A 14,074-nucleotide genomic window follows, 5' to 3' on the forward strand; every position below is an offset into this window, starting at 1 on the left:
CCGAGCCCGCGGTGGAGAAACTGATCGAGAAAGATCTGATGAACTCGACCGAGCGCACAGCCCGCCGCACCCGCCGCTGGCAGAACGACCTGGCCTGGCACGCCAACCGGCAAGACCGGCTACGCCGGGCGGCTGCATCGGTGTCCAGTTCCCCGGTAGGACGTCCGTCTCCCCGGCCTCCGTGGGGGGAGGGCACGGAAAAGCTTGCAGACTACGGAAGTCCACCTTTCTAACCGGTCTGCGCAGAGAAGGCGACGCGGGAGAATGGAGAGTGATGCGGGGATGATGTCAGAGTCTGGCAGGCGGGCTGACCAGTGCCGAGCCGAGCCGAGCCGAGCCGAGCCGAGCCGGGCCAAACGAAGAACGGCGCCGGGATCAGAAGAGATCCCGACGCCGTCCGGATGGCGGTCCACTGGAACACGGGCACCACTAAAACACGGGCACCACTAAACACGGGCACCACTAAAACACGCTGGACGCCTACAACTTCGAAGCGGCCGCCCGGTCAAGCAGCCACAGTGTGCGCTCGGTGCCCCGCACCGCACCGGCGGGCAGGTCCACACCGCCGAGCGCCTGGGAGACAGCCTCGGCCTTGCCCTCGCCACCGGCGAGCAGCCAGACCTGACGGGCCGCGCCGATGGCACCCAGGGTCAGCGAGATCCGCTCCGGCGGAGGCTTCGGCGACTCACGCACGGCGATCGCCGTGCCCTCCGTCACCGCGTAGCCGGGGTGACCCGGGAACAGCGAGGCCACATGGCCGTCCGGGCCGACGCCGAGCATGAGCACGTCGAACGCCGGGACCCCGGGAACCGCAGACCCGCTGGGGGAGAGCTGTTCCCGTGACGCGGCGGCGGCCGTGGCCAGCTCCGCGGTGTAGGCCGCGGCGGCACTGTCCAGGTCGTCCCCGAACTCGCCGTCCGAAGCAGCCATCACGTGCACCCGCTGCGGTTCCAGCGGCAGCGCGTCCAGCAGGTACCCGCGAGCCTGTACCTCGTTGCGCTCCGCGTCACCGGCGGGCAGGAACCGCTCGTCGCCCCACCAGAGGTCGACACGGCTCCAGTCCACGGTGTCACGGGCCGGTGAGCTCGCGACCGCCTTGAGCAGCGCGCCACCGTTCGAACCCCCGGTGAGCACCACGTGCGCCACACCCCGGGCGTTCTGGGCGTCGCTGATCGCGGTGATCAGGCGGGCCGCCGTGGCGGTGGCCAGCTGCTCGCCGTCGGCGAAGACGAAACGCTCGCTCATGCGGGCACCGCACCCTTCAGGCGCGGCATGCCCTTTGTGAGGACGTCGCTGAAGAGCTCGTCCTCCTCGAGCCGGCGCAGCTCCTCGATCAGGCAGTCCACGTCGGTGCGGCGGTGCAGCGCGACCCGGCGTACGGGCTGGCCGGGCTGGGTCATGGTGGCGACCGTGCCGTCCTCCCGCACGATCGAGATGTCACCGGAGGCGCGGGTCAGCGTGACACCGACCATGCCGGTGCCGGCCTCGGTGTGCTCGATCGTGACCGGGCACTCCAGTGCGTAGGCCAGCCAGGCGGCCATCAGCTCGACGCTCGGCTTGTCCTGCGCGCCCCGCACGACAGCCGAGGTGACCTCCTCGTACGGCGGCTGGTCCAGCGCCGCCGCGAGCAGGGCCCGCCAGCGGGTGATCCGGCTCCAGGACAGGTCGGTGGTGCCCGGGGCGGTGACCGAGGCCAGACGGGACAGGGCCGCGCGCGGGTCGGCCGCCTTCGAGGAGTCGACGATGCGGCGGGTGGCCATGGTGCCGATGCGCTCGTTCACCGGGTCGGCCGGGGGCTCGCCGGCCCACCAGACCACGACCGGTGCGTCCGGCAGCAGCAGCGGGGTGACCAGGGCGGAGCCATGGTTGGCGAGCTCACCGAACAGGCGCAGCACCACGACCTCGGCGGCCCCGGCGTCACCGCCGACCCGGATCTGCGCGTCCAGCCGGGAGTCGCCGTCGGTGGAACCCCGCACGATCACCAGCACGCGGGAGGGATGCTCCCGGCTGGCGTCGTTCGCCGTGCCGATGGCGTCGTCCGAACCAGATTCGTCGGTGACCAGGATCAGCGTGAGTACGCGCCCCTGGGCGACCGCGCCGCTCTCGCTGCGGGCCTCGACGAGCCGCTTGCTGATCTCGTTGGTGGTGGTGTTCGGCAGGTCGACGATCACGGGACCCTCCAGCTGCGTCCGTCGCGGGAAAGCATGTCGTGGGCAGAGGCCGGGCCCCACTGGCCGGGGTAGTAGGCCTCGGGCTGCTTGCCGGCGCTCTCCCAGTGCTTGGTGAAGGGGTCGAGGATCTTCCAGGAGAGCTCGACCTCCTCGTGGCGCGGGAACAGCGGCGGGTCGCCGAGCAGGACGTCGAGGATGAGCCGCTCGTAGGCCTCGGGGGAGGACTCGGTGAACGATTCGCCGTAGCTCATGTCCATGTTGACGTCGCGCACCTCCATCGCCGTGCCGGGCACCTTGGACCCGAAGCGGATGGTGACGCCCTCGTCGGGCTGTACGCGGATCACGATGGCGTTCTGGCCGAGCTCGCCGGTCGCGGTGTTGTCGAACGGCAGGAACGGGGCTCGCTTGAACACCACGGCGATCTCGGTGACGCGGCGGCCCAGGCGCTTGCCGGCCCTCAGATAGAACGGCACCCCGGCCCAGCGACGGGTGTCGATGTCCAGGCGCAGTGCCGCGAAGGTCTCGGTGATCGAGTCGGGCGCGATGCCGTCCTCCTCGAGGAAGCCGATGACCGCCTCGTTACCCTGGTAGCCCTTCGAGTACTGCCCTCGGGCGGCCGCCGAATCCAGGTCGGTGGGCACGCGTACCGCGGAGAGCACCTTCTCCTTCTCCGCGCGCAGGTCCTTGGCGTCGAAGGAGATGGGCTCCTCCATCGCGGTCAGCGCGAGCAGCTGGAGCAGGTGGTTCTGGATCACGTCGCGGGCCGCGCCGATGCCGTCGTAGTAGCCGGCCCGGCCACCGATACCGATGTCCTCAGCCATCGTGATCTGCACGTGGTCCACGTAGTGGGCGTTCCAGATCGGCTCCCACAGCTGGTTCGCGAAGCGCAGCGCCAGCAGGTTCTGCACCGTCTCCTTACCCAGGTAGTGGTCGATGCGGAACACCGAGTCGGGCGGGAACACCGACTCCACGACCTCGTTCAGCTCACGGGCGCTCTCGAGGTCGTGCCCGAAGGGCTTCTCGATGACGACGCGGCGCCAGGAGTCACCGTCCTGGCGGGACAGGCCGGAGCGGGCCAGCTGCTTGGTCACCACCGGGAACGCACCCGGCGGGATGGACAGATAGAAACCGTAGTTGCCGCCGATGCCGCGCGTCGTGTCCAGCTCGGCCAGGACCTCGGCGAGCCGGTCGAACGCGGCGTCGTCGTCGAAGTTGCCCTGCACGAAGCGCAGACCTTCCGCCAGCTGCTCCCACACCTCGGCGCGGAACGGCGTGCGGGCGTAGCGGCTCACCGACGACCGGACCTGCTCGGCGAAGTCGGCGTCGGACCAGTCGCGGCGGCCGTAGCCGACCAGGGAGAAGCCCGGCGGCAGCAGCCCGCGGTTGAACAGGTCGTAGATGGCCGGCATCAGCTTCTTGCGGGCCAGGTCGCCGGTGACCCCGAACATCACCAGGCCACTGGGCCCCGCGATCCTGGGGAGCCTGCGGTCACGGTCGTCGCGCAGCGGATTCTCGCTGGCACTCACCCGGGTCGGGCTCACCGTTGTTCCTTTCAGAGCTAACGACAAACGAAAATGGTGGACGCCGGTCACGCCGGCGTACGCACGTACTGGGGGCCAAGTCCGGCGAAGCGCCCGGCATTCCCGTCACGTACACGCGAAGGGTGGTTCTGCTGGTCCGGGGACCAGCAGAACCACCCTTCGTCGGGCACTGGTGACTACCTGCTGAGCACCTGGATCAGCTGGGCCAGCCCGGCCTTACGGTCGGTCAGGTGCAGGCGCAGCACCGGACGGTCGTGCTCGGCGAGCACGGTGGCGTCACCGGCGGCCTGGGCCGCGATGAGCTGACCGAAGGTGAACGGCCGGTCCGGGATCTCCAGGTCGTCCGCGGAGTCCGCGGTGATCTGGAGGTAGACCCCGACCGGGGCGCCGCCCTTGTGGAACTGCCCGGTGGAGTGCAGGAACCGCGGTCCCCACCCGAAGGTGACGGGGCGGCTCGTGTGCTTCGCCAGGGCGTCGCGCACCTGCGCCAGCTCGCTCTCGGCGAGCCGGTCGAGGTAGGCCATGACGGACAGGTAACCGCGGCCCGGCAGCTGCGCGAGCAGCGCGTCCACGGCCGCCTCGACGGTGGTGGCACCCTTGAGAAGACCGGGCGTGGCCCGGATCTCGATGCCACCGTCGACGGCCTCGGCCGTCTCCGGCTCGGGGCGGGCGTCGAGCATGCCGCGGGCGGCGGCCTTCGCGCTCTCCACGTCGGGCTGGTCGAACGGGTTGATCCCGATCAGGCGCCCGGCCACCACGGTGGCGTACTCCCAGAGCAGCATCTGCGCCCCGAGAGGCCCGTTCACCGTGACCGCGGCCACGGCGGAGGAGTCGGAGGGCGCCGCGGTGGCGTCCGAACCGACCGGTGCCAGTCGCACGACGACCGTGTCGTCGCCGGGGGTGGTGACGTCGGCCGCCGTGGGGGAGGCGACGACCGGCAGCAGGCCGGTGCCCTCCTTGCCCGTGGACTCGGCGATCAACTGCTCGACCCAGTCGCCGAAACCGCTGATGCCCGAGCCGTAGTCGGCGAAGACGGTCTTGTCGCGGAAGCCGCCCGAGGGAGCCGGCGAGCCACCGATGACGGCGCCCAGCACCAGGCCCGGGTTGGCCTCGCTGTCCTCGGCCAGCTGGTCGCTGACCCCGGCCGCCTCGTCGAGCAGCTGGCCGATGTCCGCCCCGGCCAGACCGGACGGCACCAGGCCGAACGCGGTCAGTGCCGAGTAACGGCCGCCGATGGTCGGGTCGGCCTGGAAGATCGCCCGGTAACCGGCCTCCTGGGAGGCCTTCTCCAGCGGCGAGCCCGGGTCGGTGACCACGACGATGCGGCTCTTGGCGTCGATGCCGGCCTTGGTGAAGGCGTCTTCGAAGATCCGGCGCTGACTGTCGGTCTCGAGCGTGCCACCGGACTTGCTGGAGACCACGATCACCGTGCGCTCCAGCTCGACCAGGGCGGCGCGGACCTGACCGGGATCGGTCGAGTCGAGCACCACCAGGTCGACACCCGCGGTCTGGGTGATGACCTCGGGAGCCAGCGACGAGCCGCCCATGCCGCACAGCACGACCCGGTCGATGCCCTCGGCGAGCAGCTCGGCCCGCAAGGACTCGATCGGCTCGACCAGCGGCCGGGAGGAGTCGGCCAGGCCGACCCAGCCGAGCCGGACGGAGGCCTCGGAGACCGCGGCCTCTCCCCAGAGGGTGGGGTCCTTGGCCAGGATCCGGGAGGCCACCTTGTCGGCGACCAGCGTGGCGAGGTGCTTCTCGAGCGCCTTCAGTGCGTCCGGGCCGGCCGGGGTGACGGTCACGTCAGCAGCCACGTCGTCGGCGGGCCATACGTCAGCCTCGCTCACTCGGACACCCGGGCCTTGGCCCGCTCGAGCTCGTCGGTGATGGAACCGAGCAGCTCGCCCCAGCTCTTCTCGAACTTGTCCAGGCCCTCGACCTCGAGCAGGTTCACCACGTCGTTGTAGTCGACGCCGGCGTTCGCCAGGGCGTCCATCGTGGCGGTGGCGGCGGCGTAGGAGCCGGTCACCGTGTCGCCGGTGATGACGCCGTGGTCGAAGGTCGCCTCGAGCGTGGCGCCCGGCATGGTGTTGACCGTGTCCTTCGCGACCAGCTCGGTCACGTACAGGGTGTCGGGCAGCTTCGGGTCCTTCACACCGGTGGAGGCCCACAGCGGACGCTGCACGTTGGCGCCGGCCGCGGCCAGCTCGCTCCAGCGGGCGGTCGCGATGGACTCCTCGAACGCCTGGTAGGCGAGCTGGGCGTTGGCCAGGCCGGCCTTGCTCTTCAGCGCCAGGGCCTCGTCGGAGCCGATCGCGGTCAGGCGCTTGTCGATCTCGGTGTCCACGCGGGACACGAAGAACGAGGCGACGGAACGGATGGTGGAGAGGTCGATGCCCTTGGCCTTGGCCTGCTCCAGGCCGGCCAGGTAGGCGTCGATGACGGCGCGGTAGCGCTCGAGGCTGAAGATCAGGGTGACGTTGACGCTGATGCCCTCGCCGATCACGGCGGTGATCGCGGGCAGGCCCTCGACGCTCGCCGGGATCTTGATCATGGCGTTGGCGCGGTCGACGGTCGCCCAGAGCTTCTTGGCGCTGTCGATCGTGCCGGCGGTGTCACGGGCCAGACGCGGGTCGACCTCGATGGACACCCGGCCGTCCTGGCCCTTGGTGTTGTCGAACAGCGGCTTGAAGACGTCGCAGGCGCTGCGCACGTCGTCGGTCGTGATCTCGAAGACCGCGAGGTCGACATCCGCGTTCTTCTTGGCCAGGGCGTCGACCTGGTCCTGGTAGCGGTCACCCTTGGAGAGGGCGTTCGCGAAGATCGTGGGGTTGGTGGTGACCCCGACGACGCCGCGCTCGTCGATCAGCTTCTGCAGGTCGCCGCTTTCCAGCAGCTCACGGGAGAGGTCGTCGAGCCAGACCGAGACGCCATTAGCGGCAAGGTCTTTCGTAGCGTTGGACAAGATGTGCCTCCGGTTGCGGTCGCCGTGCGGCGTCCGCACGGCTCATCGTCGAAACCGGCCCTGCCGCCTGGGACTGCGTCGGCACAGGCGGCGGGCCGGGTGGTTCTGGTCGTGCTAGTGGTGCTGGTGATGCGAGGAGCTGCCGGGTGCCGAGGCTCAGGCCTCGGTGCCGCGCAGGCTCTCCTTGGCGGCGTTCACCACGGCCTCGGAGGTGATGCCGTACTCCTGGTAGATCCGCTTGTAGTCAGCGGAGGCGCCGTAGGTCTCGACGGAGACGCTGCGACCGGCGTCACCGACGAAGTCGCGCCAGCCGAGGGCCAGACCGGCCTCGACCGAGACACGGGCCTTCACCGTGTGGGGCAGCACGCTCGCCTTGTAGTTGGCGTCCTGCTCGTTGAACCACTCGACGCACGGCATCGATACCACGCGGGTCGGGATTCCCTCGGCCTGCAGGGTCGCCCGGGCCTCGACCGCGAGCTGGAGCTCGGAGCCGGTACCGATGAGGACGACCTTCGGGTCGCCGCCGTCGGCCTCGGCCAGGATGTACCCACCGCGGGCCACACCCTCGGGGCCGTTGAAGCCGGGGGCCTCACGGTCGAAGGTGGGGAGGTTCTGGCGGGACAGGATCAGGCCGACCGGGCCGGAGTTGCGCTCCAGCAGAGCACGCCACGCCCACGCCGTCTCGTTGGCGTCACCGGGACGCACGATCGAGAGGTTCGGGATCGCGCGCAGGGCGGCCAGGTGCTCGACCGGCTGGTGCGTCGGGCCGTCCTCGCCCAGACCGATGGAGTCGTGGGTCCAGACGTAGGTGACCGGGATGTTCATCAGCGACGTGAGCCGGACGGCGCCGCGCATGTAGTCGCTGAACTGCAGGAAGGTACCGCCGTAGGGGCGGGTGTTCCCGTGCAGGCGGATACCGGCCAGGATCGAGCCCATCGCGTGCTCGCGGATGCCGAAGTGCAGCGTGCGGCCGTACGGGTTACCGGTCCAGGTCTCCGTCGAACGGTGTGACGGGATGAAGGACGGCTCGCCCTTCATCGTGGTGTTGTTGGACTCGGCCAGGTCGGCCGAGCCGCCCCACAGTTCGGGCAGCACCGGGGCCAGGGCGTCGAGGACGGCGCCGGAGGCCTTGCGGGTGGAGACGTCCTTGCCGGCCGGGAAGGTCGGCAGCGCGCTCTCCCAGCCGTCGGGCAGACGCCCGGCGGCGAGACGCTCGTGCAGCGAGGCCTGCTCGGGGTTCGCGGCCTCCCACTTCTTGAAGCCCTCGAGCCACTGCGTCTTCAGCGCCGCACCACGGTCGACCGCGCCGCGGACGTGCTTGAACACCTCGGGCTCGACGACGAAGTCCTGGTCGGTCGGGAAACCGAGCAGTTCCTTCGTGGCCTTGATCTCGTCCAGGCCGAGCGCGGAACCGTGCGAACCGCCGGTGCCCTGCTTGGTCGGGGCCGGCCACGCGATGATCGTGCGCAGCAGGATGATCGACGGCTTCGAGGTCTCGGCCTTGGCCGCCTCGATCGCGTCGTGGAGGGCCTGGACGTCCTCGACGTACTCGCCGGTGACGGTCCAGTCCACCTTCTGCACGTGCCAGTGGTACGCCTCGTACCGCTTGGCAACGTCTTCGGTGAAGGCGATGTCGGTGTCGTCCTCGATGGAGATGTGGTTCTGGTCGTAGATCACGACCAGGTTGCCCAGCTCCTGGTGACCGGCGATCGACGAGGCCTCGGCGGTGACGCCTTCCTGCAGGTCACCGTCGGACGCGATCACGAAGATGTTGTGGTCGAACGGGCTCGTGCCCGGAGCGGCCTCGGGGTCGAACAGGCCACGCTCACGACGGGCGGCCATCGCCATGCCCACGGCGGAGGCGAGGCCCTGGCCCAGCGGGCCGGTGGTGATCTCGACGCCGGCCGTGTGGCCGTACTCCGGGTGGCCCGGGGTCAGCGAGCCCCAGGTGCGCAGCGCCTTGAGGTCTTCCAGCTCGAGGCCGTAGCCGGCCAGGAAGAGCTGCACGTACTGCGTGATGCTGGAGTGGCCGGCGGAGAGCACGAACCGGTCACGACCGACCCAGTTCGGGTCGGTGGGGTCGTGCTTCATGACCTTCTGGTAGAGCATGTAGGCCGCGGGGGCGAGGCTCATGGCCGTGCCGGGGTGCCCGTTGCCGACCTTCTGCACCGCGTCCGCGGCGAGCAGGCGCACGGTGTCCACCGCGCGCTTGTCCAGGTCGGTCCATTCGAACCTGTCATTGGCGCTTGTTGCCGCGGTGTCTGTCACGACGATCCGGATCCTTCCCTTGCATGGTCTTCTCAAGATCGAGCCTAGACCCGGCGGGTATACCCAGCCGTTCCAGACGCGGGTGAACTCTTTCAGGCGAGCTGGCACCGTTGGTGTCCGGACAGATTTTACGTCAGCCCGACGACAACGAGGTCACGAGGGGTGGGTGTGAGATCCGCCCGCTGACCGTTTCGGAACGCAGGCGCTGGTCCTGAACTGCGCAGACACCGCGATCGCGGATCGCTCCGGTGCATCACTAGGGTTACCCGGACGTTCTGCCGAGCTTCTAGAAGGGTTACGGGGTGCCGCGTCGGAAGAGCCAAGAGCCCCGCGTAGAGTGACGACCGTCCGAATCTGAACATCGAGGGAATTGTGACTGCAGTCGAACCTCGCCCGGCACCGGCCTCGGGGCTGACGGCGCCGCCAACGCATGTCCCGACCGTGCCCGCGCTGAGGGCCGCCTTCCCGGAGCTGACGGGTGAGAGCGAGCTCTTCCTCGTCCGCGCCCGCCGCAGCCTGAAGGTGCGCCGGACGGTGCTCGCCTATGTCGCGCTGACCAAGCCCCGCATCATCGAGCTGCTGCTCGTCACCACTGTGCCGGCGATGATGCTCGCCGAGCGGGGCGTGCCGTCGCTGTGGCTGGTCCTCGCCACGCTCTTCGGGGGATCCCTGGCGGCGGGCAGTGCCAACGCGCTGAACATGTACATCGACCGCGACATCGACGCGGAGATGAAGCGCACCGGCAACCGCCCGCTGGTCACCGGTGAGGTGAGCCCCCGCGGCGCCCTCACCTTCGGGCTGGCCCTGGGCGCGATCTCCGTGGTGGTGCTGGCCGTTCTGGTGAACGTGCTCTCGGCGCTGCTCGGTCTCGCGGCCATCCTGCTGTACGTCGTGGGTTACACGATGATCCTGAAACGCCGCACCCCGCAGAACATCGTGTGGGGCGGCGTGGCGGGCTGCCTGCCCACGCTGATCGGCTGGTCGGCCGTCACGAACAGCCTCGACTGGGCGCCGTTCGTGCTGTTCGGCATCGTCTTCCTCTGGACCCCGCCGCACTACTGGCCGCTGTCGATCAAGTACCGCGAGGACTACGCCAAGGCCGGCGTGCCGATGCTGCCCGTGGTCGCCGACCCGGTCGTGGTCGGCCGGCAGATCGTCGTCTACTCGTGGGCCATGGTGCTCTGGTCGTTCCTGCTGATCCCGGCCGCCGACACCGGCTGGCTCTACACGATCGGTGCGGCGGTGTCCGGCGGGTACTTCCTGCTGGAGGCGCACCGGCTGTACGGCCGGGCCAAGCGGCAGGAGGCCGAGCTCAAGCCGATGCGGCTGTTCCACGGCTCGATCACCTACCTGACCGTGGTGTTCCTGGTGGTCGCGCTCGACCCGCTGCTGCACTTCTGAGCCATTTCTCACGGCTTCTTACAGCTTCTTACAGCGGGGTCGGAACACTTCTCGGTGTTCCGGCCCCGCCGCGGTTTGTCCCGGGCCTGACATCCTGACGTCCATGCGGATCGGACTTCAGGTCAACAAATTCACCTGGGACGGCGGCCCGGCCGAGATCGGCACGACGTTCGGGAGGATCGCCCGGGACGCCGATCAGGCCGGACTGTCGAGTTTTTGGGTGATGGATCACTTTTTCCAGATCTTCGGTGGTTCCGAGCTGGAGATGCTCGAGGCCTACACCGCGCTGGGTTACGCGGCCGCCCTGACCGAGCGGATCACACTCGGCACGCTGGTGACCGGCGTGACCTACCGGCATCCGGGCCTGCTGATCAAGACCGTCACCACGCTCGACGTGCTCTCCGGGGGCCGTGCCTGGCTCGGGATCGGCACGGCCTGGCACGAGGAGGAGCACCGTGGTCTCGGCGTGCCCTACCCCCCGACGGCCGAGCGGTTCGAGCGTCTGGAGGAAACGCTGCAGATCGCGCACCGGATGTGGGACGGCGACGAGAGTCCTTTCGAGGGCCGGTACTACCAGCTGGAGCGGCCCCTGAACTCCCCGCCGGCCCTGAACCGGCCGAAGATCCTCATCGGCGGCGGCGGGGAGAAGAAGACGCTGCGCCTTCTCGCCCGGTACGGCGACGCCTGCAACCTGTTCGACGGCCCGGACCCGGCCGTGATCCCGCACAAGCTCGCTGTGCTGCGGGGGCACTGCGAAGCGACGGGCCGGGACTACGCGCAGATCCACAAGACCGTGCTGAGCAACCTGTTCCTCACCCGGGACGGCGCGGACGGGCGCAGCGAGACGCCGGCCCAGGCGATCGAGCGGCTTTCGAAGCTGGCTGCGCTCGGTGTGGACGAGGTCATCGTCAACAGCCGGGTGGTGTCGCAGCCCAGGGTGTTCGACCTCTTCGCTGAAGTGGCCGAAGGGCTGGCCGGGGTCGTGCCGGCCGGACGCTGAGCTTCCTTTGCGTGCACACCCGCCGGTCGTCGCTGGGCCGTCCGGGTCAACTGCCCGCGGCCGCGCGAAAACTCGTGACGCTGTGTACTTGATTCGGTTCGGGCCCGGCCGATCTGGTGGTCATGAAGGAGACGACGGGCGTCCTGGTGGCCCGGCCCCTACCGCTCGTCCTCCCTCTTCTGGGGCTTCTCACCCTGGTCGTCATGGCCGGTCACCCGGACCTGCAGCCGTGGTTGCTGCTGGCCGGGACGTGGGTCTCCGTGGGTACGACGCTCGGTGGGATCGCCTGGTACCGGCCCGCCGAGTGGTTCACCTGGTGCCTGGTCGCGGGAATGCTGGCGTTGTGGGGCGGTGCGGGTCTGGTCGACCTGCTGTTCGGAAGCGGTGCGGTGCTCGGCGCGGTGCTGGTGTCGGCGGGGCAGGTCTGTGCGGTGGGCGTCGTGATCCGGCTGTTCTGGATCCGGCGCCGCGGTGAGGATGCGGGCAGCACGGGTACGGATGCAGGCAAGAGCGCTGGTACGGACGCGGGCAAGAGCGTGGGTAGGGACGCGGGCAAGAGTGTCGGTACGGATGCGGGCAAGGCTGGTGCAGGTGTCAGTGGTGCGGGCGGTGTCGGTAGTGCGGGTGGTGTCGGTAGTGCGGGTGGTGTCGGTAGTGCGGGCGGTGTCGGTAGTGCGCGCAGTGTCAGTGGTACGACCGGTTTCGGTGGTGCGAGCAGCGTCAGTGGTGCGGGCAGTGTCAGTGGTGCGGGCAGCGCGAGTGGTGTGAGTTCGGGTGTTGCTGACGGGAAGACGCGGTGCATCTCCTTCCCCGGCGCCGGCGAGGAGTTCGGCGGGCGCGGTGACCGGTTGTCCCGGTACGCCGACCTGCTGCTCCTCGTCGGCGTCTTCGGCGTGGTGGTCGCCCAGATGGTGGCGACCGTGCACGTCCTGCCCAACGGTGTCTCGGTCACGGCCGCGATCGTCCCGGTCGTGGACGTCGTGCTCGGCGGTCTGCTGGTGCGGTTCCTGATCTCCCGGGACCAGGTGCCGCGCAGCACCTTCCTGGGCGTGGCCGCAGCCTTCCTGACCATCGTCAACGATCTCGTGGTCGTGGTCGGGACGGGGGAGCGCGCCCCGGCGAGTGCCCTGCTCGGCCGGCTGGCGGCCGCGGTCGCGGTCGGGCTGTTCATCTGGGCCCCGCTGGAACCCTCGATGCGGGCGGCCTTCTCGCCCGCGTCCCTCCTTCGTCGCCGTTCCGAGTCGTCGCGCCTGATCGCGCTGATGCCGCTCGCGGCCGTGCCGGTGCTGCTGTACCTGGTGGGCCGGGACGACGCCGGCCGGCTTCCCGATCTGGTCTATGTGCTGACCGGTGTGCTGGTGGCCCTCGTGGCGCTGGTGCGGGGGGCCGCCGCGGTGCTCGACAACGAGCGCCTGATCGAGAGGGACTGGTACACCGGCCTCCTCAACCGTCGCGGGATGGTACGGGCCTTCCTCGAGCTCGATCCGTCACCGGAACGGCCCTGGCAGGTGGCCCTCCTCGACATCGACGACTTCAAGCAGGTCAACGACACGTTCGGGCACTACGCCGGGGACGACCTGCTGGTCCAGATCGCCCGTCGGCTGCGCGGTCAGCTCGGGCCCGGGGCGGTCATCGCCCGGCCCGGCGGCGACGAGTTCCTGCTCATGCTCCCGCCCGGCCACCTGCCCGTCGACGCGATCCGCGAGCGGGTGTTCACGACACCGTTCACCGTCGCCGGGCACGAGATGCCGGTGCGGGCCAGCTTCGGTGTCACCGAGGTCAGTGACCCCGGGCGCGACGAGGCCGAGGTGCTGACCGAGGCGGACATCGCCCTCTACTCGGCCAAGGCCGCGGGCCGCAACACCGTGGTGGTGTACGACCCGAAGCAGCGCGAGCAGGTGCTCGGCCGCCAGACCATGCTCACCGACCTGCGTCGCACGATGGACGGGGACACCACGGCCGGTGTCTTCGAGGTCTACTACCAGCCACTGGTGGAGCTCGGTACCGGTCTGATCACCGGCTGCGAGGCCCTGATGCGCTGGCGGCACGCCGAGCGTGGCATCGTGCGCCCCGACGACTTCTTCGGCCTGGCCGAGACCTCCGGCCTGGCTGGTGAACTCGACCGCTGGGTACTGCAGGAGGCGCTCGGCCAGGTCGCGGCCTGGGGGGCCGAGGGCATCGGCTCGATCTACGTCAGCGTGAATCTCGGTCGCACCAGCATGCTGGACCCCCGCCTGGCCGACGCCACGCTGGAGTCCTTGGCGTGCGCCGGGGTGCGGGCCTCGCAGCTTCACCTGGAGATCACCGAGCATGACGAACTGCCGCCCGAGGCGGGCGCTCTGGCGCTGGCCCTGCTCACCGAGGCCGGTGTGCGCGTGAGCCTGGACGACTTCGGTATCGGCTACACCTCACTGGCCTACCTGCACCGTTACCCGGTGCGCCAGCTCAAGCTCGACCGCTCGATCACCTGCAACCTGCAGACCGCGCAGACCTCACCCCTGCTCGAGGGGATCGTGGCTCTGGCCCGCTCGCTCAAGGTCGACGTGGTGGCCGAGGGCATCGAGACCGAGCCCCAGCGCGAGCGCCTGGCCGATCTGGGCATCGCCTACGGCCAGGGGTACCACCTCTGCCGTCCCCAGCCGGCGGCCCTGATGACGACTCTGTTGCGCGAAGCCGGCGCCGCGAAGCTGATCCCCATCTCGTCGTGATCAGGTGACACCCTGGGCGC

10 protein-coding genes are annotated in these 14,074 nt (G+C 69.7%); 4 read left to right on the plus strand and 6 right to left on the minus strand.

All coding sequences use genetic code 11. From position 1 onward, the window contains the following. A partial coding sequence (locus QSK05_RS10310) for a hypothetical protein (protein ID WP_285596512.1) occupies positions 1-233 on the plus strand: 233 nt, incomplete at its 5' end. Positions 234-480: 247 nt separating this feature from the next. On the opposite strand, the gene pgl is transcribed toward QSK05_RS10310, so the two are convergent. The 6 genes from pgl to tkt all read right to left on the minus strand — a co-directional run bounded on the left by pgl (position 481) and on the right by tkt (position 8,945). After that, a complete protein-coding gene (gene pgl, locus QSK05_RS10315) occupies positions 481-1,245 on the minus strand; it encodes a 6-phosphogluconolactonase (protein WP_285596514.1) in 765 nt (254 codons plus the stop codon). Next, positions 1,242-2,171, minus strand: a complete 930-nt coding sequence (locus tag QSK05_RS10320) for a glucose-6-phosphate dehydrogenase assembly protein OpcA (RefSeq protein WP_285596517.1) — start codon at positions 2,169-2,171, stop codon at positions 1,242-1,244. The genes pgl and QSK05_RS10320 overlap by 4 nt, the downstream gene beginning before the upstream one ends. Continuing rightward, the gene (gene zwf, locus QSK05_RS10325; protein ID WP_285596518.1) at positions 2,168-3,712 is read right to left on the minus strand and encodes a glucose-6-phosphate dehydrogenase; all 1,545 of its coding nucleotides are present in this window, start codon (positions 3,710-3,712) and stop codon (positions 2,168-2,170) included. The genes QSK05_RS10320 and zwf overlap by 4 nt, the downstream gene beginning before the upstream one ends. Before the next feature lie 176 nt (positions 3,713-3,888). Next, positions 3,889-5,514, minus strand: a complete 1,626-nt coding sequence (locus QSK05_RS10330) for a phosphoglucose isomerase-related protein (protein WP_352301016.1) — start codon at positions 5,512-5,514, stop codon at positions 3,889-3,891. 41 nt (positions 5,515-5,555) lie between these two features. Continuing rightward, positions 5,556-6,677, minus strand: coding sequence for a transaldolase (gene tal / locus QSK05_RS10335; protein ID WP_285596521.1), 1,122 nt, complete (start codon positions 6,675-6,677; stop codon positions 5,556-5,558). Positions 6,678-6,833: 156 nt separating this feature from the next. Then, positions 6,834-8,945 carry a transketolase gene (tkt, locus tag QSK05_RS10340; RefSeq protein WP_285596522.1) on the minus strand — a complete coding sequence of 704 codons (2,112 nt, stop codon included), beginning with the start codon at positions 8,943-8,945 and terminating at the stop codon, positions 6,834-6,836. A 354-nt stretch (positions 8,946-9,299) separates the two neighbouring features. On the opposite strand from tkt, the gene QSK05_RS10345 reads away from it, so the two are divergent. From QSK05_RS10345 to QSK05_RS10355, 3 genes are all read left to right on the plus strand, one after another. Beyond that, positions 9,300-10,346 (plus strand): heme o synthase, encoded by a 1,047-nt coding sequence (locus QSK05_RS10345; protein WP_502879753.1) that lies wholly within the window; start codon positions 9,300-9,302, stop codon positions 10,344-10,346. 103 nt (positions 10,347-10,449) lie between these two features. Then, positions 10,450-11,346, plus strand: coding sequence for an LLM class F420-dependent oxidoreductase (locus QSK05_RS10350; RefSeq protein ID WP_285596527.1), 897 nt, complete (start codon positions 10,450-10,452; stop codon positions 11,344-11,346). A 122-nt stretch (positions 11,347-11,468) separates the two neighbouring features. Further along, complete coding sequence (locus QSK05_RS10355; RefSeq protein ID WP_285596529.1) at positions 11,469-14,054, plus strand: putative bifunctional diguanylate cyclase/phosphodiesterase; 2,586 nt, start codon at positions 11,469-11,471, stop codon at positions 14,052-14,054. Positions 14,055-14,074 lie beyond the last annotated feature (20 nt).

Origin of the sequence: Kineosporia sp. NBRC 101731, assembly GCF_030269305.1 — a bacterium.
Taxonomy (GTDB): Bacteria; Actinomycetota; Actinomycetes; order Actinomycetales; family Kineosporiaceae; genus Kineosporia.